General features: G+C 48.0%; 19 protein-coding genes. 3 read left to right on the forward strand and 16 right to left on the reverse strand.

The annotated features are described in order from the left end of the window. Nucleotides 1-12: 12 nt before the first annotated feature. The 4 genes from DWZ56_RS05110 to DWZ56_RS05125 all read right to left on the reverse strand — a co-directional run bounded on the left by DWZ56_RS05110 (nt 13) and on the right by DWZ56_RS05125 (nt 2,930). On the reverse strand, nt 13-513 hold the full coding sequence (locus DWZ56_RS05110) for a Gx transporter family protein (protein WP_118555315.1): 501 nt from the start codon (nt 511-513) through the stop codon (nt 13-15). Next, nucleotides 510-878, reverse strand: a complete 369-nt coding sequence (locus DWZ56_RS05115; RefSeq protein ID WP_118555316.1) for a NusG domain II-containing protein — start codon at nt 876-878, stop codon at nt 510-512. Before DWZ56_RS05115 ends, DWZ56_RS05110 begins: the two co-directional genes overlap by 4 nt. Nucleotides 879-1,020: 142 nt before the next feature. Further along, nucleotides 1,021-1,887 carry a hypothetical protein gene (locus DWZ56_RS05120; protein WP_118555317.1) on the reverse strand — a complete coding sequence of 289 codons (867 nt, stop codon included), beginning with the start codon at nt 1,885-1,887 and terminating at the stop codon, nt 1,021-1,023. A 200-nt stretch (nt 1,888-2,087) separates the two neighbouring features. Further along, nucleotides 2,088-2,930, reverse strand: coding sequence for an AraC family transcriptional regulator (locus tag DWZ56_RS05125; RefSeq protein ID WP_147369384.1), 843 nt, complete (start codon nt 2,928-2,930; stop codon nt 2,088-2,090). A gap of 320 nt (nt 2,931-3,250) precedes the next feature. Between DWZ56_RS05125 and DWZ56_RS05130 the strand changes: the two genes are divergently transcribed. Then, complete coding sequence (locus DWZ56_RS05130) at nt 3,251-4,573, forward strand: alpha-glucosidase/alpha-galactosidase (protein WP_118555319.1); 1,323 nt, start codon at nt 3,251-3,253, stop codon at nt 4,571-4,573. 104 nt (nt 4,574-4,677) lie between these two features. Here the strand turns inward: DWZ56_RS05130 and DWZ56_RS05135 are convergent, their stop codons facing one another. The 4 genes from DWZ56_RS05135 to DWZ56_RS05150 form a co-directional block, all read right to left on the reverse strand. Next, nucleotides 4,678-7,221: a M56 family metallopeptidase gene (locus DWZ56_RS05135; RefSeq protein WP_158584452.1), complete on the reverse strand. Its 2,544-nt coding sequence runs from the start codon at nt 7,219-7,221 to the stop codon at nt 4,678-4,680. 57 nt (nt 7,222-7,278) lie between these two features. Then, on the reverse strand, nt 7,279-7,695 hold the full coding sequence (locus tag DWZ56_RS05140) for a BlaI/MecI/CopY family transcriptional regulator (protein ID WP_118555321.1): 417 nt from the start codon (nt 7,693-7,695) through the stop codon (nt 7,279-7,281). 833 nt (nt 7,696-8,528) lie between these two features. Next, the gene (araA, locus tag DWZ56_RS05145) at nt 8,529-10,025 is read right to left on the reverse strand and encodes an L-arabinose isomerase (RefSeq protein WP_118555322.1); all 1,497 of its coding nucleotides are present in this window, start codon (nt 10,023-10,025) and stop codon (nt 8,529-8,531) included. Nucleotides 10,026-10,152: 127 nt separating this feature from the next. Further along, the gene (locus tag DWZ56_RS05150; protein WP_118555323.1) at nt 10,153-11,238 is read right to left on the reverse strand and encodes a GntR family transcriptional regulator; all 1,086 of its coding nucleotides are present in this window, start codon (nt 11,236-11,238) and stop codon (nt 10,153-10,155) included. A gap of 355 nt (nt 11,239-11,593) precedes the next feature. Between DWZ56_RS05150 and DWZ56_RS05155 the strand changes: the two genes are divergently transcribed. Further along, a complete protein-coding gene (locus tag DWZ56_RS05155) occupies nt 11,594-12,523 on the forward strand; it encodes a helix-turn-helix transcriptional regulator (protein WP_118555324.1) in 930 nt (309 codons plus the stop codon). A gap of 137 nt (nt 12,524-12,660) precedes the next feature. Here the strand turns inward: DWZ56_RS05155 and DWZ56_RS05160 are convergent, their stop codons facing one another. The 3 genes from DWZ56_RS05160 to DWZ56_RS05170 all read right to left on the reverse strand — a co-directional run bounded on the left by DWZ56_RS05160 (nt 12,661) and on the right by DWZ56_RS05170 (nt 16,843). After that, nucleotides 12,661-13,716, reverse strand: coding sequence for an Rpn family recombination-promoting nuclease/putative transposase (locus tag DWZ56_RS05160; protein WP_118555325.1), 1,056 nt, complete (start codon nt 13,714-13,716; stop codon nt 12,661-12,663). A 459-nt stretch (nt 13,717-14,175) separates the two neighbouring features. Further along, nucleotides 14,176-15,195 (reverse strand): Rpn family recombination-promoting nuclease/putative transposase, encoded by a 1,020-nt coding sequence (locus tag DWZ56_RS05165; protein ID WP_118555326.1) that lies wholly within the window; start codon nt 15,193-15,195, stop codon nt 14,176-14,178. A gap of 307 nt (nt 15,196-15,502) precedes the next feature. Beyond that, complete coding sequence (locus tag DWZ56_RS05170; RefSeq protein ID WP_118555327.1) at nt 15,503-16,843, reverse strand: tagaturonate reductase; 1,341 nt, start codon at nt 16,841-16,843, stop codon at nt 15,503-15,505. A 549-nt stretch (nt 16,844-17,392) separates the two neighbouring features. Between DWZ56_RS05170 and DWZ56_RS05175 the strand changes: the two genes are divergently transcribed. Further along, the gene (locus DWZ56_RS05175) at nt 17,393-17,572 is read left to right on the forward strand and encodes a DUF4250 domain-containing protein (protein ID WP_279220276.1); all 180 of its coding nucleotides are present in this window, start codon (nt 17,393-17,395) and stop codon (nt 17,570-17,572) included. Nucleotides 17,573-17,609: 37 nt separating this feature from the next. Here the strand turns inward: DWZ56_RS05175 and DWZ56_RS05180 are convergent, their stop codons facing one another. The 5 genes from DWZ56_RS05180 to clpB form a co-directional block, all read right to left on the reverse strand. Continuing rightward, nucleotides 17,610-18,479 carry an AraC family transcriptional regulator gene (locus DWZ56_RS05180; RefSeq protein WP_118555328.1) on the reverse strand — a complete coding sequence of 290 codons (870 nt, stop codon included), beginning with the start codon at nt 18,477-18,479 and terminating at the stop codon, nt 17,610-17,612. A gap of 965 nt (nt 18,480-19,444) precedes the next feature. Next, nucleotides 19,445-19,918: a hypothetical protein gene (locus DWZ56_RS05190; protein ID WP_118555330.1), complete on the reverse strand. Its 474-nt coding sequence runs from the start codon at nt 19,916-19,918 to the stop codon at nt 19,445-19,447. Nucleotides 19,919-19,936: 18 nt separating this feature from the next. Beyond that, nucleotides 19,937-20,740, reverse strand: coding sequence for a DUF4367 domain-containing protein (locus DWZ56_RS05195; RefSeq protein WP_118555331.1), 804 nt, complete (start codon nt 20,738-20,740; stop codon nt 19,937-19,939). Then, entirely contained in the window at nt 20,718-21,269 is a 552-nt protein-coding gene (locus tag DWZ56_RS05200; protein ID WP_158584453.1) for an RNA polymerase sigma factor, read from the reverse strand. Before DWZ56_RS05200 ends, DWZ56_RS05195 begins: the two co-directional genes overlap by 23 nt. 93 nt (nt 21,270-21,362) lie before the next feature. After that, nucleotides 21,363-23,954, reverse strand: coding sequence for an ATP-dependent chaperone ClpB (gene clpB, locus DWZ56_RS05205; RefSeq protein ID WP_118555333.1), 2,592 nt, complete (start codon nt 23,952-23,954; stop codon nt 21,363-21,365). Nucleotides 23,955-24,207: the final 253 nt, after the last annotated feature.

The following is a 24,207-nucleotide window of genomic DNA, read 5'->3' on the forward strand; positions in this document are numbered from 1 at the left end:
TGTCCGCATGCTTCAACCACCGATGATCCCGCGCGGCAGCTTTTCCAGTACGATGCCACCCACACAGCCGATCACCGCGCCGGATACGGTCCCCGCAATCAGCAGAACCGGAAAATAATAAAATACGCTGGATGACCCCAGTGTCAGAGCCGCCACACAGATCTGGCCGATATTATGGGATATGCCTCCTGCAACACTCACGCCAATTTTACTGAAGTACCGGCATTTTCTGCAAAGCAGCATTACACCCAGGCTTAGCATCCCTCCGGCCAGGCTGTAAATCATATAAAACATGCCATTAAAAGCCAGTCCGGAAAGCACAATACGGACCAATGATATGAGAAGGGCGCCCCATGGCCCGCATAGATAGATTGCCGCAAAAACCACCAGATTCGCCAATCCGATCTTTATGCCCGGTATGCCCAGATTGCCAAAGGGAATCAACGCCTCCACCCAGCTTAATATAAATGCCAGGGCAACCAGCATCCCATATTTTGCAACCTTTCCGTTCATCTCACCACCCCGTCTAGCGCCGGGCGGCCGGAATTGACCGCCGTCACCACAACCTTATTGGGAAGGCAGACAATCGTCTCCCCGTTATCCCTGATTTTATGCTGATGCACGCAGAGCTTATCGGGGCAGCTCGCGTCCGTAACATCCGCATATCCGTCTTTTATCACGAGCAGGTTGGTTCCCCCTGCGGCGCCCTGAATCAAAATCTCCTGATCCTCGTCCAGAGGATATCTGCCGTATTCCTGCCCATCCACCGTCACGACCGCCCACTGTGCAGCGACGCTGCCCATATAGCGGTAAACCAGCAGCGATACCGCTGCAACGGCCAGTATGGAACCGATCAGGATGAAATCTCCTTTTTTCACATACACCTCCTAAGTCTGCAAAAACGCCTCCGGCATATCTGCTTCGGCCAGTATACCAGTACTGACTGTCTTGCAATATACCGGAGGCCTTATTCTGTCTGATATCAGTCTCCCTGTCCGCCTAATCCGGATCTTAACCGGCTCACTGCTGCGCCTGTCTGAAACAGTCCTCAACGAGGTTTACAAATCCACCGACGCTGATGCTCACCGATGCGACCGCATCCGTCTTGCCGGCTTCGTCCATCGCAATCCCATCCACGGACTGGTTGGCGATCACATAATCCGCAAGCGCCTTTGACTGCTCATGCCACTTCGGCCCGCTTTCCGTCATCACATATTTGCCGTCCATGGACAGCTGGCTCTTGGTCACGCCCGATTCATCCACACAGTCATAGCTTAGGGCGGTCACCGCGCCGCCGGATACCGTCATGGTCACAATACCCTTGTAACCATCGATAAATTCACTGTCCTGCGCAGTGTAAGTGCCGTCTTTGTAAGCTGTCTCTGATCCGGCGCCGGAAGCCTTAGACAGGCAGTCCTTCACCAGATTCACGAATTCACCCACGCTGATGCTGACGGAAGCCACCGCGTCGGTTTTTCCTTCCTCATCCATCGTGACCCCGTCCACAGACTGGTTCGCAATCACATAGTCCGCAAGCGCCTGTGCCTGCTCATGCCACTTCGGGCCGTTCTCCGTCATCACATACTGGCCGTCCATGGACAGCTGGCTCTTAGTCGCGCCAGACTCATCCGTGCAGTCGTAGGTCAGCGCTGTGATCTTGCCGCCTGACACCGTCATCGTCACCATGCCTTTATAACCATTATGATATTCCGGGCTCTCCTGGGTGTATGTCCCGTCTTTCAGGCCAACGGACGGCTTAGCCGCCTCTTTCTGAATAAACATTTTATCGATGTAATCTGTGCCGAACACACAGACTGCCCCCAGCACGATCATCAGGATCAGGCCGATCAGCCCTTTTGCTTTCTGACTCATTTTTTCTGATCTCACTGTCGGTTCTCCTCTCATACTCTCATATGCATCATATTGTAGCATTTTTTGTCAAAAATCACAATATATTTTGCTAACCAGATTCCGCCAGAAACAGCGATAGGTTACTATTCACAGTTGCCGTAAACTTCCCGCGCATGTCGGCAGCCGTGAATAGTAACGCAATAGTGACTGTACCGTTCCGTTTGTGTCCGGCTGCCTCACCGGTTTGCAGGCAGTAACATGGGATCCTCCTTTTGCTTACGGTATGCGGTGGGCGTCATGCGAAAGCGGGAATGAAAATGCCTGCTGAAGGACGGTGCGTCTCCAAAGCCGCAGGAATATGCGATTTCCGTTACGGTATAATCAGTTTCTTTTAGGAGCCGGGCGGCTATATGGAGCCGATATCTGATCAGGTACTGTTTGGGAGACAGATTTTTCTCGGCGCAGAAGAGGCGGTACAGGTAGGTGCGGTCTACCCCCACATGTTCCGCAATATCTGTGATATGGATGTCATACACGTAGTTATGGTGGATATATTCCAGGGCTTTCTTTAGGTATTCCCTGGAAGCAGGTTTTTTTTCGGCACCGCCTTCTGCCAGCAGATGGGAAAAGAGCTCATACAGCAGGCCGGTATAGGCGTAGCTGTTTCCCTCTCCGGCCTGGTTTCTGCGATGAAGCTCAAAAAGGACGGCTTCAAGGTTTAGGCCTGCGTTATTTCTCACCGGCTGTTCTTCCCAAAGTCCGCAGCTTTTCAATATGCTGGCAGCCTCATAGCCGTCGAAACCGACCCAGCAGTATTCCCATGGGGTTTCTCTGTCCGCTTCATAATAAGTGATCTGTCCCGGAAGGATCAGGAAAAGGTCTCCGGCGTGAAGCGAATGCACTCTGCCGTTTTCATGGAAACGGCCGCTCCCCTTCACCACATAGTGGATCAGATAATGGGTGCGGATTGCGGGTCCGAAGGAGTGGGACGGATCGCACTTTTCATAACCGGTAAAATAAAGAATCAGAGGATCCGAATACCGGACTCCCGCCGTTATCTCCACATCTTTTTTATCCATAGCCGTATTTTCCCCCAAAAAATATGCTTTTATAAATACGGGACGCAAATTTCGTGCAGAATGCTCCAGCTTCCGCTTGAGCTTTGGATCTGCTTTACTCTCCCGTACTCATAAATGCAACATAATGACAAATATACGTAACATAAAACAATGCTTTTCATGATTGCCTGCTCTATAATCAGCATTGTATAACAACTGCGGTTTTTTGGCAACCCGGCCCCACTTGCAATGCATCAGGCAGGCTCTGCGGGGTGCCGGTTTCCGGTCAGTTACCGCATGTAAAATCAGAATAATTAATTGGGAAGGCAGGTAACAGTAAAATGGCAAAAATTACATTTATGGGCGCAGGCAGCACAGTCTTTGTCAGAAACGTAATCGGTGACTGCATGTGTGCTCCGGCATTGCAGGATGCGGAAATTGCGCTCTATGACATCGATTCTAAGAGGCTTGCGGAATCAGAGATCATGTTGAAAGCCCTGAACAAAAATATTAATGAGGGACGATCAGCCATCCGCACATATTTGGGACCGGACAACCGGAAGGAAGCGCTTAGAGATGCGGATTTCGTAGTAAATGCGATACAGGTAGGATTTTACGATCCCTGTACAATCATCGACTTTGAGGTTCCGAAAAAATACGGCCTGCGGCAGACCATCGCAGATACGCTTGGGATCGGCGGAATCATGAGGGGACTGCGCACCATTCCCGTTCTGGAAGAATTTGCGGCGGATATGGAAGAAGTATGCCCCAACGCCCTGTTCCTCAATTATACAAATCCCATGGCCATACTGACCGGTTATATGCAGCGCTATACGAAGGTTAAAACCGTCGGCCTGTGCCACAGCGTGCAGGTATGCTCCGAAAACCTGCTGAAGGATCTGGGCATGGAGGATAAGCTGGAGGGCCGCAAAGAACTGATCGCGGGCATCAACCATATGGGATGGCTGCTGGAATTGCGTGATAGGGACGGAAACGACCTGTATCCCGAAGTGCGCAAGAGGGCTCTTGAGAAAAACGCGGCGGGCAAACATCACGATATGGTCCGCTATGAATACATCCGCCATCTGGGCTATTACTGCACCGAGTCCAGCGAGCACAATGCGGAATACAACCCGTTTTTCCTGAAGGCGGATCACCCGGAACTGGTGGATCAGTTCAATATCCCCCTGGATGAATATCCAAGGCGGTGTATTAAGCAGATTGCGGACTGGGAGGACGAGAAGAACAGGATCCTGAAGGACGGCATCATCAGCCATGACAGATCCAGGGAATATGCTTCCCATATCATGGAAGCCGTGCTCACCAACCAGCCGTTAAAGATCGGCGGAAATGTCGTGAATAACGGCCTGATCTCTAACCTGCCGAATGACGCTTGTGTGGAAGTGCCCTGTCTGGTGGACGGTATGGGCATTCATCCCTGTTATGTGGGCAGACTGCCGGTACAGCTGGCGGCCATGAACATGACCAACATCAACGCGCAGCTGATGACCATTGAAGCCGCAAGGACCAGACGCAAGGAGGATATCTACCGTGCCGCCATGCTGGATCCCCATACTGCTGCGGAGCTGTCTCTTGATGAGATCGTCAGGATGTGCGACGATCTGATTGAAGCGCACGGAAGCTATATGGAGATGTATCATTAATACTCCGTGTGAAAGAGGGACGGAGTAAACTAAACATTGCCCGCGGACAGTATTAAACTGTCCGGCGGGCAATATTTTATTAGATGAAGTCTGTGCACCCGCGCTTATTTAATCGCCGGAGTCCACAAAACAGCATCCCAGTCTGTATTTTTCAGATCCTCAACCGCCTGTGCGAAGGAACGGTCCATCTGCCAGCCCCCGTTTGTCCGCTCTGCCAGCGTGTATACGATGGAACAGGATGCGGATTCCTTGTTATACACATCAAAATACAGGACTATTTTTGCAGGATTGCTCGCACTGTCGGGAACCGCCAGCCAGTTGATGCTTCCCACTGCAGGATGTTCTTCCCCATACAGCACCTCATAGGAGCTGCCTCTGCTGTAATAACCGGCCGGTAGATCGGCGATCTGATCAGGGAGCATAGCCGGCCCGATCTTCGGGGGCTGCTGCGGAGTGCCGGAAATCAGTGTGTTTTCATAAGGCTGCACGCTGACAGCGGCACCGGTTGTTACATTATAGACGATCTGCCAGATCCTGTCGCTTTTGGAGCCTGTCAGCGGCATGAGCAGGCAGCTGCATACATCCGCAGGATCATAATCCGCGGCATACCCATACGCCTTAGGATCGAATTTTACAGGTGTCAGTCCTTCTGTATCCGCATCATACAGCCTGACATAATTCTCATATTCCAGTTCCTCAAGGCCATATGCCCCACGCTCTTTACTGCCCATCGCGTTGGACAGGGCGTACAGCTCGCCGAACGCTCCCTCCATAATATAGCTCTTCCACACTCTGCCGGTCAGAAAGCCGGATAAATCCAGAGAGCCGATCACTCTGTCTATATCATCGTCACACAGCAGACGGTCGGTGTACCACAAGTCCTGTTCTTCGGACAGCGTATAGTAAATTGCCTTGGGGATTCTGATTTCAAGCAGTCTGCCGCCTTCCAAAACGATGTAGTAGACACGTACCAGGGTGATACCGTTGGATACTTTGGGTGTTTCGCTTGTATCATACGGACCGTCGATGCCCAGATACAGGGTCTGAATCTCCTTTATCTTATCTAAAACCACTGAGGGCCAGGCAAATTCCGCTTTATCTACCGTGACAGGCTTACTGACCTCAACGGTATGATTTCTGTGACGGTAGGGCAGAATCTCCTCTCCGTCTTCTTCCGTCACCGTTTCGTCCGAATACATGGAAAGATACGTTGCCGGAAAATCGCACTGCCAGAAATTATTTGCAGGATCAACGACACCGGACTCCGTTTCCGTCCAGCCGGCAGGAGCTTCTGCCATGCATCCGTTTCCAAGGGAAAAGCTTGACCATTGCGGGTAAGCCGGATAGCCTTCTGTGCCTGTTTCGGCGGACAGCAGAATAAGCGTCTCTTCCAGGGTCTTGCCGGCAAAAGGATCTGTATATGGCACGGTGGGTTCCGAAGGCGCATTCGTTTCCGAATTCTCCGTTTCAGAACTCTCCGTCCGTTCTTCGCTCTCCTTAGAGGGATCCGCAGATGTCCCGGCAGCCGGCGGCTCAGCGGGACTTCCCGTCCCCGATGAGGGACAGCCTGTCAGCAGAAAAAGAGCTGCTGCTGCCAACAGAACTGCCATGCACAGTCCGGCGGCTAAGGTAAGCCTGCGGTAACGGCACACTGCCTGGATTCGTTCCTTCAGATTCTCCTTGCTGTCCTCCACGGAAAGCAGGGACGGGGACTGCCTGCAGCCAACATTATGTTTTCCCGCCAGATGTATCAGCGTCATGCCGTAATCTCTGCGTTTTTCCTCTCCTATCAGCTTTAGCACGCCGGCATCAGCGCACATCTCTGCCGCCTTTCTCTGCTGGCGGGCCGCTATCCATACCATCGGATTAAACCAATGGAAGCAGCAGGCAAGCAGGGCGGCTGTCTTCCAGATCCCATCCCTATGCTTCAGATGTGCCAGTTCATGCAGCAGGATATATTCCCGTTCTGTCTCTGACAGTTTCAGGTATACATCCTCGTTGATCAGTAAAACTTTCTGTATACCGTATACGGCAGCCACCGATACCCTGTCGGTCGCAATGATCTGCTCCGGCGCCGGCATTCCGTATCTGTCCGAGACACGGCGTATCTCATGGCTGACGGCGGCCCGGACAGATTTTCTGCCGATCCTCACGCGCATGTGTACCACCGTGATCACATAGATAAGAAATACCGCATCCGCTCCTACCACATAAAGTACGGGCAGCATCTTTAGCAGAACAAGGCCGATCCTCTCCGACAGGCTTGTGTGCCCTTCCGGCGCCGCAGACTGCGAATTTTCTTTCATCTCCCCGGCAAACGCTGACTGGCCCGGATCTGAAAGCTGTCCATCCTTTGTAAATGCATCGGCACCGGCATCCGCATATATTCCCTTTAACTGCGCGGCCGCAATACCTGTCAAAGCATCTGTCCGGCTCTGTGTCTGCACAGGCGCCACCCATCTGTATATACTGAACCCGGCAGGCAGAGTGGAAGGAATCAGCATCCTTATAAGCAGCAGCGTCCAGGCAGCATACAGAAAAATGGGCGGTATCTTTTTTCTGCCGATTCTGGAAATCAGAAATAAGATTCCCGAGGCTGCCGCACACATGGCAGAGACCAGGAGTATATCAGTCATTAATGAGTTCATCGTCTTCTTTCCTTTCTGTATCATCGGTGAGAGGGTTTCTTTTTATCTCGCACAGCTTCAGTGCCCTGTCTCTTTCCCGTTCGGCGCATCCATATCGCCCAAAAGATCCAAAAGCTCCTGTATATCTTCCTGGCTTAATCTGCCTGCCAGCTCCTCATCACCGAGAAAAGCGCAGAAAAGCTGCTTGACATTGCCATCGAACACCTTTTTAATAAAGCTGCGGCTTTCCATGATCTGGCAGTCCCGCTCCGCAACCTGCGGGGAATATAGGTAGCCCTTGCTCTTTTTCTGTGTTGTCAGCACGCCTTTCTTCACCAACCGCGACAGATAAGTCTGTATCGTTGTCTGGCTCCAGCCCGTATCTTTAAGCCGTTCCAGTATCTGCGGCAGCGCCAGCGGCGCTTCCTGCCAGAGCACTTTCATCACCTGCCATTCCGCTTCCGATACGGATTTCAAATCTTCTCTGTGTCCCATAACCGTTTCCTCCTGTTTCTATGCTGTTGATCCGATCTTTAAACTATATTTGTAGTTTATCATATTTATAGTCTACCTCTTTAAACTACATTTGTCAATCATTATTGTTAAAATATTTCAGAATTTTTCAGCGGATTTTTCAGCAGCTTGTAACAGTTCAGATGGCGCATCTTCTTGACCGAAAAAAACGGTCACATCTGCCGTAAATTTCCCGCGTATGACAGGACAGAGTATGCTCCTCATCGGGATGCGCTGTAACTTTGATCATGGCAAACTCATTAATTTTTAAAACGCAGGGGAATTAGATTCGGAACGCACAGCCTGCATACACCGGTGTCAGACCGGATGCAACCGCGCAGGAAAGAAATGAAAAGCGGACAGAAATTTGTATAGAATACGGAACGGACAAATCGCAGGGCACAAGTGGGTTATAAAATGAGAAACGAGCATCGAATCGTATTACTTCGACACTCGTTCCTACACTATCTCGTCCATTGGACTTCTCCTTTTAAGTTTTTCTTTTTCCTGTGTTTAGTATTATGATACTAAACGAAGCTTAAGTTTCCGGTGGTCTGTACCTCTCTTTCTTAGATTTTGTACTGCTTTGTTTTGTTGTTTTTATTATATATGAGGCGTTTCGTTTTGTCAATACTATTTTGATATTTTATTTATTTTATCTGATTCTATTTTAATTGTCCAAATTGTATCTATTTTTTTATCAATATATTCTTTTTTATCTAATTATAAATGCCTGAAGAAATGCAATTGTCGATGCGTTCCTTCAGGCAGTCCGTGTGGTTCAGGCAGATATATGTCGAACCTAAATATATGTGTTACGCGCGGTAATATACGGAATTCCAGCGCAGCTCATTTTTCAGGCTGCGAATCGTGGTGTCTTTATCTATGAATACAGCCTCAATGCCCATAGCTGCGGCCCAGTCTCCCATCTGCTCTGCGGTGAGATCATAGGAAAATGCGGTATGATGCGCTCCGCCGGCAAGAATCCAGCTTTCCGCGCCTATATAGAGATCCGGTTCCGGCCTCCAGAACGCGCTGGCTACCGGCAGCTTCGGCATCGGTATCTCCTGCTTCAGGCATTCCACATCATTGATCAGCAGGCGGAAACGTGTGCCCAGGTCAATGAGGGAAACAGCCACAGCCTTGCCCGGCTTGGATGTAAATACCAGGCGGGCCGGATCCTCTCTGTTGCCCATGGTCAGAGGACTCACTTTTATCGCCGGCTTTCCTTCTGCAATGCTGGGGCATACCTCAAGCATATGGGACTGCAGGATGCCTTCTTTGCCGGGAACCAGGTTATAGGTGTAGTCTTCCATGAAGGAGGTTCCTTTTGCATCCGGTGTATTTGCCGCCATCAGCTTCATCAGCCGCACCATGGCAGCTGTTTTCCAGTCACCCTCGGCTCCGAAGCCGTATCCTTTTTCCATCAGTCTCTGCATAGCAAGGCCTGGCAGCTGTTTCATGCCATGGAGCATCTCAAAATTAGTCACCACCGCATGATAATTCTTTTCTGTCAGAAATTTTTCAAATCCCAGCTCCATGGCCGCCTGAACCGCCACATGCTCGCGGAATTCTTTTTCATCGCGCTCTTCTGTCAGTATATCATAAGTATCATAGTATTCCTCAACCAGCGCATTCACATCCTGCTGCGGCACCGCATCCACGTATTCTGCCACATCGGTGATGCTGTATGCATCGATTTCCCAGCCAAATTTGATATGCGCTTCCACCTTATCGCCTTCGGTTACAGCCACGTTTCTCATATTATCACCGACGCGCACCACACGGATATGGCTGCTCTCCATGATGCCGATAGCCGTGCGCATCCAGCCGGCTATTTTATTAAGCACACGCGCATCGCTCCAATGGCCCACCACTACCTTGCGCTCGATTCCCATACGGGTCACAATATGGCCGTATTCGCGGTCACCGTGGGCGGACTGATTGGTATTCATAAAATCCATGTCAATGGTGTCATAGGGTATCTCCTGATTGAACTGCGTATGCAGGTGCATCAGAGGCTTACGGTATTCCTGAAGCCCTAATATCCAGGATTTGGCAGGAGAAAAGGTGTGCATCCAGGTGATCACACCCGCGCACTCCTCATCGGCATTAGCCTCATTAAAAAGCCTGCGTATGCTGGCATTGTCGATCAGAGTATCCTTCCAGACCAGTTCAAAGGGCAGAAGGCCTGACTGATTCATCCCTTCCACCATAATTTTGGAATGCTGCGCTACTTCCCTTAAGCACTCCTCTCCATAGAGATCCTGTGAACCTGTGGCAAACCAGAATTTGTAATTTTTAGACGGCATTTTTTGTCCTCCTTTTTATTGTCACCAACCGAAGGGGGATGACCTGTGCGCACTTCAGTGTGTTTCCTTTTTTATTGTTAAAATCTCTCAAAACATCTTAAGCCTTGGGATGCGGACAAACACTGTTTCATTTCGCCGCGGTAGAGTTCTGTACAATCAGTTCCGGATCGATCAGCCGCGTCACACGGCTGTCAGTGTCAGCGATGCCCCCCAGTTTCTCCAGCAAAAGTTCCGCGGCCATCTCCCCCAGTTTCTCCTGCGGATGAGCGATGGTGGTCAAGCTCACACCCCCATAGTGGGCTCCGGCGGAATTGTCATAACCGGTTACGGAAATATCCTCCGGCACCCGAATCCCGTCTTCTGTCAGCGCTCGAATCACATCCAGCGCAATCTGATCGTTATAACAAACCACGCCGTCCACAGGCATGGTGCGCAGCATTGTGCGGATCATTGCGGCCGGCTTTACTTTTCTGTCCTCCGTATGAAACCAGATCACATAATCAGGATCGTAATAGAGCCCGGCTTCCTGCAGGGCCATTGCATAACCCTTATGCCGTTCCCTTCCCTGGCTGTCATCGGCCTTAAATATGCCCGCTATATGCCTGTGTCCTGTACCGGTCAGATGACTGGTCAGCAGATATCCTCCGCGGCAGTCATCCATCAGTATATGGGGCTTATCCAGCATTCTGGGATAGCATCCCTGGATAAATACATAAGGAATTCCGGATGCCTCAAGACGTTCATAGAGGTGGGTATGCCTGCAGAAGATCTGGCTTTTGCTGGGTTCGATTATGAGCCCGTCAATCCCTTTATCCATCACGTCTTCCAGGCATTTGGCCTCATTGCTGCGGCTGTTGCCGGTATTTTTAAGCAAGATACTGTAGCCGTTCTCAGTCATAACCCGGTAAATCCCCTGGATCAGCCTTGGAAATATGTAATCCGATATATAGGTTGTAATTACCGCAACCGTCTTTGTAGGCCTGCTGCCCCTGGTCCGATCACAGCAGAAAGTTCCCCTTCCATGTTCCGCGGCGATATATCCTTCATTTTCCAGAATCCCCAGCGCCTTTCTCACGGTATGGCGGCTTATATTATAAATATCCGCCAGGGCATTCTCAGAAGGCAGTTTATCCCCCGGCCGGATCCTCCCCGCAAGCATATCCTCCTTAAGTTGTTCCATCAGAACCAAATACTTACACGTCCCACTCTTCATCCGCTCACATCCCTCCCCTACATTATAAAACTTGTACGCTCAATGTTACAAGTTGTTTTTTGCACGCAGGCAATGAGCAGTGCGGGAATATGTGAACACGGAGCTCCGTTGTGCTCGCACATAAGGCGCTCCGTGTTCGCATATTCCCATAGGGCGAAGCCCGTGAGCGAGATGGAGCGCAGCGGAATCGAGCGCACTGCAGACCCAAACCGACGATCCCCCCTCCCCCCAAGCGTCCTGCGCAGCAGCAGCTCGTCTCATCCCCCCATTTACACCACGCCCTCCCCCATGCTATACTATATTCATCTTCCCGCCAACCCTTCCCTCCGCCTCCACGCCAGGCCCACACACAATCATGAAAATAGACCGCTTATTCCAAATCGTAATCCTCTTACTAAACAAAGGCACCCTCACCGCCAGCCAGTTGGCCAAACATTTCGGTGTAACCGCCCGAACCATCTACCGTGACATTGAGACCCTGTCCGTCTGCGGCATCCCCGTGACCATGACTCCAGGGCACAACGGAGGCATACAGCTGCTGGATGATTATACACTATCCCGCACCTATTTCAGCGACGCAGAAAAAGACAACATCCTGCTGGCCTTACAGACTTTAAACGTCACCGATTTTCCAGACGCCGACCGGGCTCTGAAGCGCATGGCCTCTCTCTTTCGCAGCGTCCCCAAAGAGCCGTGGATCACTGTAGATTATGTGCCGTGGGGCAGTCAGCCCCATAATTTCCGGGAATTTGACCAGATCCGCTCCTCCATTTTGGACAGGCGTTATGTAGAATTTCATTACACCAACTCCAGCAACGAGCAAAAACAGGTGAAGATCGAGCCACATCAGCTGATCTTCAAAGGGGCAGCCTGGTATCTGAAGGGGTGGGATACCGACAAGCGGGCTTTCCGCACCTATAAACTGACCAGAATGAAAAATTTCCAGATATGCGAAGACCACTTTGAAACTCCCCATCAGGAACAAAACGAAAAGTCGGCATCCGATGTCACTTCCTGTTCTGCGCCCCTGCTGATCCTTCATTTTCATCCCGACACCCTGTACCGTCTCTACGATAATTTCACCGACAGCGATATGACACATAACGAAGATGGGACGATCACCGTACAGGCCCGTTTTCCCGTGGATGAGTGGCTGTACGGATACCTGTTAAGCTTTGGGGATAAGGTGCAGGTGCTGGAACCGGCCAAAATCAGGGAGCATCTTGCCGAACGGATAGACCGTATGTACCGTCTCTATCACCCTGAAATCTTTTCACAATCCTGAAGGATCGGCTGTATTTCAAACGTGTTCAGGACAGCCTGTCGAAACAAAAGCAGCCGGACACCAGTGCAAATCTGCACGGTATCCGGCCGATATCTTCGATTACAGGATGTGTCTATGATATAATGTGAGGACATAGATCAGATATCGTCCTCTGCTTTTATACCGTATTCCAGATATAAGCTGCTGCGGAATGCCTTATCATTGACCGCCCGAAGTAAATCATCTGTTCGGGAATCGCGTATAAGTCTGGACGTCAAATCAGCAAATAACTCTTCACCTTCTGTTCGTCCAGCTTTTCGCCCTTCTATTCGTCCAGCTTCTCGTCCAGCCTCCCGTCCTTCTATTCGTCCAGCCTCCCGTCCCTTTTTCTCTCCAAGCTCTGTGTAATACTCTCGGATCGTCGTTTCATCCGACGCCTGCATCTCACGTCTCAAATATTCGTAACGTAATGCCTTGTCCATATTTATTTTTTCCAATTCATCCACCGCTGCCTGCATATACTCATTTGTCTTTGCCATATTGGTCAGTACCTCCCAATCTTTAGACGATATCAGCTTTGCCCATCGGTATACGTCAGAGTCTTTTTCCTCTTCCGATACCTTTTCCAACTGATTTAAGTATAACATGCGCAGCCCCAGCTTGTCACTATATACCTCACCGCTCTCCTTCATCAATCGCACTCTTTCGTAAAAACGCTCTGCCTGTTCCAGCTGAAACCCCAGTATGCTGATATGGATGCATTCCTCCAGCATCCTGTAGCCTTCTCCCTTTTTTATATCCTCCAAAAACATCCTGCACAAATAAAACAGAGAGCGTTCTTCCCAATAGGGGAACGATAGAAGCTGCATTTCCAGATTGATTTTTTTCTGACTGTTCAAATGCACTTTAATATCCAGAATTCCTTCCCGATCCTCCGGGTAGTCTCCTCGCACAAAGGTATCGGGAAACTCCAGGTCGGCAATCTGCTGCGGATCCATGTCAAGCAGGGCGCTTAAGAGTCCTGTCAGGGCTTTTTTATTCCGGAACGCCGTCTTAAATGCGAAATCATTTGTCAGACAGATATTCAGTGTCGCATCGCTGTCCGCCAGTTCCCGAATCATCCGGTCTCTTTCATCGGCAGGCCGTAGAACCGTTTCGTTTGAGAAAGCTAATCCGGGAATAATCTGTCTCTTTTGTCTTTTTTTCCTCGTCATCTTTAAACTCTCCTCTGTATAATTTTAGTGCGCAAAAATCAGGAAACGCCCAAAAAACAGAGCAGGTTCCCGTAATTTATGCATACTCAAGTGAGAAACAGGCGGCGAAACTGCCGCATGAATCAGGATAAACTCCTGAAAAGAATAGTAAATAGATCGATCGGTGCTTATAACTTTACCATAAGCTCTGTTAAACATCAATCTTATAAGAAGGTTAATATGGATGAATTCGGAACTTTCACCCATTAGAACGTACGCCCGCCGAGTATCAAAAAAAGCCGGGTACCAATACAAATCTGCACGGCAACCGGCCGATATCCCTCATCATAGCATGTGTCCTAATGAAGGAAGCATTGCCCGCGCACAGTCCATCGAACGCAGTTCGAACTTTATTGGCTGTGCTACCCAATTGACGATATCAGATGTATGTATCCTTATGATCCAATGTAAAGACGCGAATCAGATTTCGTCCTCTGCTTTTATGCCATATTCCAAATATAAGCTGCTGCGAAATGCCTTATCATTGGCCGCCCGAAGTAAATCATCTGTTCGGGAATCGCGTATAAGTCTGGACGTCAAATCAGCAAATAACTCTTCACCTTCTGTTCGTCCAGCCTCCCGCCCTTCTGATCGTCCAGCCTCCCGTCCCTTTTTCTCTCCAAGCTCTGTGTAATACTCTCGGATCGTCGTTTCATCCGACGCCTGCATCTCACGTCTCAAATATTCATAGCGCAATGCCTTGTCCAGGTTTATTTTTTCCAATTCATCTACCGCTGCCTGCATATACTCGTTTGTCTTTGCCATATTGGTCAGTACCCCCCAATCTTTAGACGATATCAGCTTTGCCCAATGGTATACGTCAGAGTCTTTTTCCTCTTCCGATACCTTTTCCAACTGATTTAAGTATAACATGCGCAGCCCCAGCTTGTCACTATATACCTTACCGCTCTCCTTCATCAACCGCACTCTTTCGTAAAAACGGTCTGCCTGTTCCAGATGAAACCCCAGTATGCTGATATGGATGCATTCCTCCAGCATCCTATAGCCTTCTCCCTTTTTTATATCCTCCAAAAACATCCTGCACAAATAAAACAGAGAGCGTTCTTCCCAATAGGGGAACGATAGAAGCTGCATTTCCAGATTGATTTTTTTCTGACTGTTCAAATGCACTTTAATATCCAGAATTCCTTCCCGATCCTCCGGGTAGTCTCCTCGCACAAAGGTATCGGGAAACTCCAGGTCGGCAATCTGCTGCGGATCCATGTCAAGCAGGGCGCTTAAGAGTCCTGTCAGGGGTTTTTTATTGGGGGACGCCGTCTTAAATGCGAAATCATTCGTCAGACAGATATTCAGTGTTGCATCGCTGTCCGCCAGTTCCCGGATCATCCGGTCTCTTTCATCGGCAGGCCGTAGAACCGTTTCATTTGAGAAAGCTAATCCGGGAATAATCTGTCTCTTTTGTCTTTTTTTCCTCGTCATCTTTAAACTCTCCTCTGTATAATTTTAGGACGCAAAAATCAGGAAACGCCCAAAAACAGAGCAGGTTCCCATAATTTCTGCTTACTCAAGTGGGAAACAGGCGGCGAAACTGTCGCACGAATCAGGATAAACTCCTGAAAAGAATGATAAATAGATCTATCGGTGCTTATAACTTTACCATAAGCCATGTTAAAAATCAATCCTAAGAAAGTTAATATAATTCAGCAATATAATTCCTATATACGAAAACAAAGGCCGTGCCCTCCCGGTTTTTATACCGGGAGAGAACGGCCAGTCAACACTTTATTTATTTCTTCAAAATCTCCGCATATGCCGCTTTCATTCCCTGATCTTCAATCAAATCATAGTACTTTTGTACATCAGGGATCATATCTGTCAGATCAGACTGCCAATACTCTTCCTTTTTCAGGATCTCCTCCACGCTGGCGCCTTTCATAAATTCCATCACCTCAGGCACATCATTCGACTTATCAGTGCGGTAAAATGCGATCAGAGCAGCCATGGAGAATGTCAGAGCCGGCGGATAGACGCCGTTTTGCTCCTTATACTCCAGAATGGTAGGCAGCACGCGCACCTGGAATTTGCTCACGGAATTAAGCGCTATGGACAAAAGCATATGTTTGATGAACGGATTGGAGAATCTCTCCAGCACCGCCTCGCCGAATTTGATATCGGTCTCGGTATTCCCCAAGGTGGGCACGATTTCTTCAAAGATACACTTCTTAAGGAATGCACACACAGTCTCATCCTTCAGACACTCACCCACAGTTTCCAGTCCGTACAGATATGCGCCCAATACCATGGACGTGTGGGCACCGTTTAAGATACGCACCTTTCTCTTCTTGTAAGGGTCCACATTATCGGTCCATACCACATTGATGCCGGCTTTGTTAAAGGGAAGTTCCTCTTCAAAATGACCTTCAATCACCCACAGATGGAAGATTTCACCGGTATCAATCATATTGTCCTTATAGCCGATCTGCTTGGTGAGCTCCTCGACTTCATCCCTGGGATATCCGGTTACAATGCGGTCCACCAGAGTGTTGCAGAAGGTATTCTCTTTCTTCAGCCATTTCTCGAAATCCTCACCCAGTTCCCACAGCTTCGCGTATTTGTTCACACATTCGCGCAGAAGATCCGCATTGTGATCCGTCAGCTCGCAGGGAAGCAGGATAAAACCATTAAGGCCCGTCTGGAATCTCTTATATAAGAACTGAGTCAGCTTCGCAGGGTAAGACTTAGCAGGACGGTCGGTCAGTTTCTCAGTACCCAGATACTCGATTCCTGCCTCTGTGGTGTTGGAGATGATCACCCTTAAATCCGGATTTTCAGCCAACGCCATATAACTGTCAAAATCCGTATAGGGGTTGATCGCTCTGGAAACGGACTCAATATAAGTGCGCTCATTCACCACCTGGCCGTTATCCACACCGCGAAGGAACAGGTTATACTTGCAGTCCTGCGCATTCAACATGTCCACCATACCTTTTTCAATCGGTTGTATAATCACAACTTTGCCGTCATATACGCCCTGTACGTTCATCTTGTGGAAAAAATAATCTATGAACGCACGCAGGAAACCGCCCTCACCGAACTGCATCACTGTTTCTTTTACTTGACTGCTCATTTTCTAATCCTCCATAAATATGTAAGTGCTTACATCCTTCTAAACACCTAATCCTTTTCAATTCTCCTTTACTATACAATACTTTCACTTACAATACAAGAGGATTTCCATATTTTTTGTAAATGCTTACATACTTTTCTTTACTGTTTACAGCGCCGCAGCCCTCCCGCATATGGCAGGGCAGAGCACGGTCTACATTGGGACACTCTCTCGCTCCTGTTCGGCGGCCCAAAGAAGCATTCGGAAACAGGCGCAATCGACTCAATTGCCGGATCGTGTCGGATTGTACTGCAAGACCAAAGTTGTATCCGCGCCCTTTTTTTGCTATAGTAATATACGTATTTCTGTTTTACCCCATATTTGTTCCTAACATCAGCCTTATTGCTTTATAGCTTAACATGAATCCGATGCATACAGTCATATCCTGCTCCGGCATGATATGATTTTAACTTAACGTTAATGTAACCCTGATCCCATTCACCCTTAATAGGTTAACGTTAAGCTCTGGATGAGGCTGGCTGCAGCACTAATGTAAAGGAGGTGTTAACCGTGCAAGATTTACCTAAAGACCCTGTCATGCTGCTCAGTGCAATTAACTTAAAGTTAAGGGATTACTATAAGAGTCTGGATGAATTATGCGAAGACTTAAATATAAGCAGAGATGAACTTGAGATGAAGTTAAAGCAGATAGATTATGCATATGATGCGGATGCCAATCAGTTTAAATGACCGCTGTCAGCATAAAACCCCGGGCTGGGGACTATATTCAGTCCCCGGCCCCATTATCTTCCTTCTTCACTACCGGCACCCACACCTCATACTGGGCATTGGCAGGGTCCGCATTCAGATACACCTCGATATCCGGTGCATCTGCATATTCATAGCCTGATGTCGGAAGCCATTCCCTGATAACGCGCTGCTCCAGTTCCTGTAAAGATATATTGGTTCCGGAACCCGGAAATACCGCCCATGTCGAAGCGGGCACATAATACTCTTCCAGTCCCTGACCGGCCGGCATGCTGCTGGCCACTGCTATATAATAGCGCCATTCCTCTTCATCATTGCAGGCACTCACACCCAGAAGCCCCATCGGCTGACCGTTCATCATGGCCGCCAGCCTGCCTATAGTCCCGTCTGCAGCAGCCTGCTGCCACATCTTAGGTACCGTCATAAAGTTCTGTTCCAATTCTTTATGCAATGGCTGTGATACTCCAATAATTCGAAAACCCTCTTTCTCTACCACCCGATAATTCATTTCTTCTACCCCTTTCACGGTTATCTTAAAGCTGATCGGAGGATAGGTTCTAAGCGCTGCGCCTTCTTTTCTAGCTGCAGATGGTGAGATCCCCTGCACGCTTTGAAACGCACGGTTAAATGCCGTGGGTGACGCATAGCCATATTTCAGCGCTATATCAATAATCTTCTCATCTCCGCTTTGCAGATCCACCGCGGCCAGTGACATCTTCCTGCGCCTGATATACTCTGACAGCGGAATACCCGCCATATAAGCAAACATGCGTTGAAAATGATAGGTGGAACAGCAGGCCGCCTTGGCGGCCTCCGCATAATCCACATCCCGGGTGAGATGTTCTTCGATATAATTGATGGCTTTGTTTAAACGCTCGATCCATTCCATGTGATTCAGCTCCTTTGGTTATGGGGGTATTATAGATGTTTGAAAGGGAAAAGTCCTCTCTTTTGGTGCACGAAAAAGAGAGATTGCTGTTCGCAGTTATCGTAAATTTTCCGCGCATGCCAGGGCAGGATATGGTCCTCGGCGGGACACGCTCTCGCTCCGTGAAGCGCGCAACGGTTCTAACGCTGCAAACTACGCAGCGAAAGAACCGGCGGGCTTCAAGGGATCCCTATGAGGACCATATCCTGCCCTGGCATGCGCTGATTTATCGGCAACTATGAACAGCAGCGGAAAGCATTAAATATTTGTTATCTCAATTCCATCTGACTAATTCCTTTAAATTTATATACAGCTGATTAATTAAATCAAGTATTCTGCAGTACAGCCATCCGGTTACAATAGATGTTCTTCCCATGTCATAAACGAGAAATCTATTAGCTCACAACACATTTCGTATATAGAAATCGATTCTTATGCTTACGCACCACCATTATAGCATATATAGAGCGGCAAACAAACGAATATTTTTTTACTTAATTAATTAAGATGTGATCTTCTTGTGTACTGTTAACTGCTGTATTCTTATGCTCTTTAACTGAGTTTATTATAACAGCGACCTCTGTTTTATATATTATAATTTCTTTGACTTTATTGACCATAAAACTAACATGCTAAAGGCTAAGACAACGTATGCGATACCGCTTTGAATGGTTCGTTCTCAATGCTAATTCTGTTAATAATAGTCATAACTCAATTTTCGCTGACGACGCTTCGGTTCTGTTCAAATATGTAAATCAATATACACAAACATTTTTTAACGCAATAACTTGGGCTCGATAAGTGGTAACGAAGCTAATGAAAAATGGACTATACAAAGAATTATTATCATTGTATAGTCCATTTTTACAGTCCTTTTATTTTAAAATAGTCCCCTCATATATACTCATATCCAAAAATTTCTAAGATTATGACGGATAATATGTACCCGTTGTTTGTAAAGTGATTGGTTCAGATCCTCCATTTTTTCCATATACCGTAGCATATACTGTAAAACGGTAGCTTTCATTAACATTTGCAAGCCTATTTCTATGGAAATTAAAATCCCGTGGTAAATCTGTATTTTGTGTAGTCAGGTCCAAATAAGTAATAACAACTTGGTATTTTCCATTTGCATCCTTCATTTCTAATTGGGCCCGTGCAGTAATGTAAGAGCAAGTGGAATCCCCATTAATATTAGCATCCATATATACTCTTCCATTATTAAAACTTAGTGCAATACCCGTCGTAGATACATACTCCCAGCAAGGCATTATTTCATTTCCATCTTCATCCAAGTAAACGACTCTATTATCATTGCTTTCATCTGCTAATGATACTGTCGCAAAACAACTTGTTAACAATAATGCCAACACTAAAACAGCTGCTATTTTCCTATACATATGTACTCCTTTATTAAACTATTCCATTATACTGTTACCAATATTAACAAGTTCTTCTTTACTTAACCTACCTTCGCTAGTAATACTATAGCGAATAATACCGTTATCCCAATAAAGTATAGTATCTTTATTACCACTTTTAGGTGTCAGATAATCTGCTCTATACAGATCTCGTATCCATACCTCTTCAGAATTATAATCATGATACTCTGCATCATAACCATTCTGAGAACTATAGGATTTGGTCCAATAATAAATTTCCAACATTACTCCGTTTTCATCGGTATAATAAAGGGTTTTATTTGATGCGCCTGAATCCTCACTTATCAATTTATACCCTTCTGGTATATAGGTAGGCGTATTCATCTGGTCAATATTGATATTCGCATCACCATTTTGCTCAACCTTATAAATCCCATAATCCTTTTCCACACCCTCGCCCAAGTTAGCTTGGACCGACTGTGGTCTAAGTACAAATACTCCAGCCACGATGGCAGCTGCGGCTATTCCGATCCCAGCGTTCTGCCACAGACGTGACTTTTTCCACCTCCTCTTTTCATTATTTTTGCCTTGCTCAACTTCGAGTTCCTGGTAGAGCCTTACGACATTATCAGTCTCTGTCTTTCGCGGATCGGCCTTATGGTCGTCCTTTTGGAGATCGCTGGCGAATAAGTCCTTCATGTTCTTTTGATGCCGTTCGGAAAATTTATGCTTCATGGACTCTTCAGAAGGGAGATGATCCATTGAACTCATGAATTCTTCTTTCAGTGCCTTACGCAGCATTGCATCAAAAACCTCATCAGAACGTTTGTCTTTCGCCATACTTTCCCTCCTCCATTTCCATCGCTTTCTTCAAGGCTTTTTTCGCCCGTAACACCTTCACGGCCACATACTGTGTTGAGATGTTCAAAGCCTTAGCGATCTCAGGATTGGTGAGTTCTGCCACAAAGCGCAGGTACAGTATCTGTCGGGTATCCTCATCCAGTTTTCTGAAAGCCCTGCGCAGTGTGCTGCATTCTTCTGCTTCAATGATTCGGTCAAGCGGTTCCGGGGATTCATCCACAAAAGTATCCAGAGTATCGATACAGTCCGCTCCTTTACTCTTTTTCCTTCTGAAAAAATCCAGACATTTTCTTCTGATAATTGTCATCAGAAAACATTTTGTCTGCAGCGCATCCACGATACCTATTTTCTCAATTTGTTCAGCTACCTTGAGAAATGTGTCCTGCGTCAGGTCTTCCGCCGCCCGATCATCCTCCACAATCTCCATCGCTACATGCCATACTAAACCTGAATATCTGTCATACAGGTTCTCCAGTAACTCTTTATCATTGGTAGTTAACAGTGCCATAGTCTCTCCTCCATATTTATTCCGCATATAGAAACGCAGCTGACTTGAAATTATAACACTGCATCGGCGAAATTAATATTTTTAATATTTATGTCACATTTTTGTAACAATTGGTATTAATTTGCCTTCGGAAACATCTATTTGAATCTCTGAGCCCGGCTCGACATTGTCGCTCAGCATAAGTTTCGCAGCCAGAGTTTCCACATGTTTCTGCAGATAACGTTTCAGAGGCCTCGCTCCATACACGGGATCATATCCATTCTCTACAATAAATGCTTTCGCCTCATCTGTCAACGTTATTTTTATTTCTCTTTCATCCAAACGTTTATTTACGTCGTCCAGCAGCAAATTGATGATGCCGCCGATGTTATCTCTGGTCAGAGGTTTAAACATGATGATCTCATCCAGCCGGTTTAAAAATTCGGGGCGGAAATGTCCCTGAAGCTCCTGCATCACCATTTCCTCGTTCTCAGGGCGGATATTGCCGTCCTCATCAATGCCATCCAGCAGATAGCCGGACCCGATATTAGAGGTCATGATCAGGATCGTATTTTTAAAATCCACGGTACGCCCCTGTGAATCCGTAATACGCCCGTCATCCAGCACCTGAAGCAGCACGTTGAACACATCAGGATGGGCCTTTTCAATTTCATCAAACAGCACTACTGAATAAGGTTTGCGGCGCACGGCTTCGGTCAGCTGGCCGCCCTCATCATAGCCCACATATCCCGGAGGCGCTCCAATCAGCCTGGATACGGAATGTTTCTCCATGTATTCGCTCATATCGATGCGGACCATATTCTGTTCATCGTCAAACAGGCTCTCGGCCAGGGCTTTGGCCAGTTCAGTTTTGCCGACGCCGGTAGGGCCTAAGAACAGGAAGGAACCAATGGGCTTACTGGGGTCCTTGATGCCGGCTTTCGAACGGATAATGGCCTCCGTCACCTTTTCCACGCCTTCATCCTGACCGATCACGCGTTTGTGCAGCTCTTCATCCAGATGCAGAGTTTTGTTGCGCTCGCTCTCCGTCAGCTTGGATACAGGGATGCCGGTCCAGCGGGATACGATCTTGGAGATCTCCTCATCCGTCACGCTTTCATGTACCAGCGCCAGGTCCTTAGCGTTCACCTGGGCCTCCTCTATCTCCAGCTGCTTTTCCAGCTGCGGCAGGCGGCCATACATCAGCTCCGCCGCCTTATTCAGGTCATAGTTCTGCTGAGCCGCCTGGATCTGGCTGTTGATGCTGTCTATTTCCTCGCGCAGTTTCCGCAGTTTCTCCACAGAGTTCTTTTCGTTGTCCCACTGTGCTTTGCGATTTGCGAATTCTTCCCTCTGGTCCGCCAGCTCCTTCTGCAGGTTTTCCAGGCGTTCTTTGCTTAAACGGTCCGTCTCTTTTTTAAGCGCCGCCTCTTCGATTTCCATCTGCATGATCTTCCTGGACAGTTCATCCAGTTCCGTGGGCATGGAGTCCAGTTCGGTCTTGATCAGCGCACAGGCTTCATCCACCAGGTCTATCGCTTTATCCGGCAGGAAACGGTCCGAGATATAACGGTGGGATAAAACTGCCGCCGTCACCAGCGCGGAGTCCGTAATCTTAACGCCATGATAAACCTCATAGCGGTCCTTGATACCGCGTAGGATTGATATCGTATCCTCCACCGTGGGTTCATCCACCAGAACGGGCTGGAATCTTCGTTCCAGGGCCGGGTCCTTTTCGATATATTTCCTGTATTCATCCAATGTGGTGGCACCGATGCAGTGCAGCTCGCCTCTGGCCAGCATGGGCTTTAACATGTTGCCCGCATCCATAGCACCCTCTGTCTTTCCTGCGCCGACAATCGTATGCAGTTCATCGATGAACAGTATGATCTTACCTTCGCTCTTTTTAACCTCTTCCAGAACGGCTTTCAGCCTCTCCTCGAATTCACCGCGGTATTTCGCTCCCGCTACCAGCGCGCCCATATCCAGCGCAAATATCGTCTTATCCTTCAGCCCTTCCGGCACGTCTCCACGCACAATTCTCTGCGCCAAACCCTCTACCACCGCGGTTTTTCCGACACCGGGTTCACCGATCAGCACCGGGTTGTTTTTGGTCTTTCTGGAAAGGATGCGGACCACATTGCGGATCTCAGCGTCCCGTCCGATCACAGGATCGAGTTCCTGTTTGGACGCCCGCTCCACCAGGTTTGTGCCGTATTTATTCAGTGTATCATAAGTGGCCTCCGGGTTATCCGAAGTCACCCTCTGATTGCCTCTGACGGACTGCAGCGCCTGCAGGAAGCGTTCTCTGGTGATGCCGTATTCCTTGATGATGGAATTCATTCCGGCATTGGGATACTTCAGCAGAGCCAGAAATAAATGCTCTACGGAGACATATTCATCCCCCATCGCCTTCGCCTCATCCTCAGCGTTAATGAGTACCTGGTTTAACGCGTTGCTGATATAGAGTTTTCCGCCGCCGGACACTTTTACCTTTTTGGCGAGAAGCTCAGCCACCTTTCCCTGGAAATGCTCCAGATTGATGTCCATCTTTTCTATCAGCTTCAGGATCAGACTGTCCTCCAGCTGTATCAGGCTGGCCAGCAGGTGCTCCTGATCAATCTCCTGGTTGCCGTATTCATAAGCAAGTTTTTCACAGTTTTGTACCGCCTGCAGTGAGTTCTGTGTAAATTTGTTGATGTTCATAAACAGCTGCCTCCTTCTATATAAGTGCTGTATTTCCTTTACGAAAGTCTGAACAGATCCCCGCCGGGCATCGGTTTTTCTCATTTACACCCCGCTCTTGTTTGTCTGTTCTATAACTACTATAACAGAGTTTTTCTGTTTGTCAATAGACATTTGTGAATTATTCATGAAATCTCAACTCACGGATATGCCACTCTTTTCCCTATTATAATAGGATGACTTCTTTTCATATATTTATCAATTATAATTCGCG

This window comes from Lachnotalea sp. AF33-28 (assembly GCF_003477885.1).
GTDB lineage: Bacteria > Bacillota > Clostridia > Lachnospirales > Lachnospiraceae > AF33-28.

Coding starts and splice junctions, on each gene's coding strand:
- DWZ56_RS05110 (WP_118555315.1), bottom strand. CDS start 513: ATGAACGGAAAGGTTGCAAAATATGGGATGCTGGTTGCCCTGGCATTT.
- DWZ56_RS05160 (WP_118555325.1), bottom strand. CDS start 13,716: ATGACGAGGAAAAAAAGACAAAAGAGACAGATTATTCCCGGATTAGCT.
- DWZ56_RS05135 (WP_158584452.1), bottom strand. CDS start 7,221: ATGAACTCATTAATGACTGATATACTCCTGGTCTCTGCCATGTGTGCG.
- DWZ56_RS05200 (WP_158584453.1), bottom strand. CDS start 21,269: ATGGCACTGTTAACTACCAATGATAAAGAGTTACTGGAGAACCTGTAT.
- DWZ56_RS05190 (WP_118555330.1), bottom strand. CDS start 19,918: ATGTATAGGAAAATAGCAGCTGTTTTAGTGTTGGCATTATTGTTAACA.
- DWZ56_RS05195 (WP_118555331.1), bottom strand. CDS start 20,740: ATGGCGAAAGACAAACGTTCTGATGAGGTTTTTGATGCAATGCTGCGT.
- DWZ56_RS05180 (WP_118555328.1), bottom strand. CDS start 18,479: ATGGAATGGATCGAGCGTTTAAACAAAGCCATCAATTATATCGAAGAA.
- DWZ56_RS05125 (WP_147369384.1), bottom strand. CDS start 2,930: ATGGATAAAAAAGATGTGGAGATAACGGCGGGAGTCCGGTATTCGGAT.
- clpB (WP_118555333.1), bottom strand. CDS start 23,954: ATGAACATCAACAAATTTACACAGAACTCACTGCAGGCGGTACAAAAC.
- DWZ56_RS05140 (WP_118555321.1), bottom strand. CDS start 7,695: ATGGGACACAGAGAAGATTTGAAATCCGTATCGGAAGCGGAATGGCAG.
- DWZ56_RS05130 (WP_118555319.1), top strand. CDS start 3,251: ATGGCAAAAATTACATTTATGGGCGCAGGCAGCACAGTCTTTGTCAGA.
- araA (WP_118555322.1), bottom strand. CDS start 10,025: ATGCCGTCTAAAAATTACAAATTCTGGTTTGCCACAGGTTCACAGGAT.
- DWZ56_RS05170 (WP_118555327.1), bottom strand. CDS start 16,843: ATGAGCAGTCAAGTAAAAGAAACAGTGATGCAGTTCGGTGAGGGCGGT.
- DWZ56_RS05165 (WP_118555326.1), bottom strand. CDS start 15,195: ATGACGAGGAAAAAAAGACAAAAGAGACAGATTATTCCCGGATTAGCT.
- DWZ56_RS05150 (WP_118555323.1), bottom strand. CDS start 11,238: ATGAAGAGTGGGACGTGTAAGTATTTGGTTCTGATGGAACAACTTAAG.
- DWZ56_RS05155 (WP_118555324.1), top strand. CDS start 11,594: ATGAAAATAGACCGCTTATTCCAAATCGTAATCCTCTTACTAAACAAA.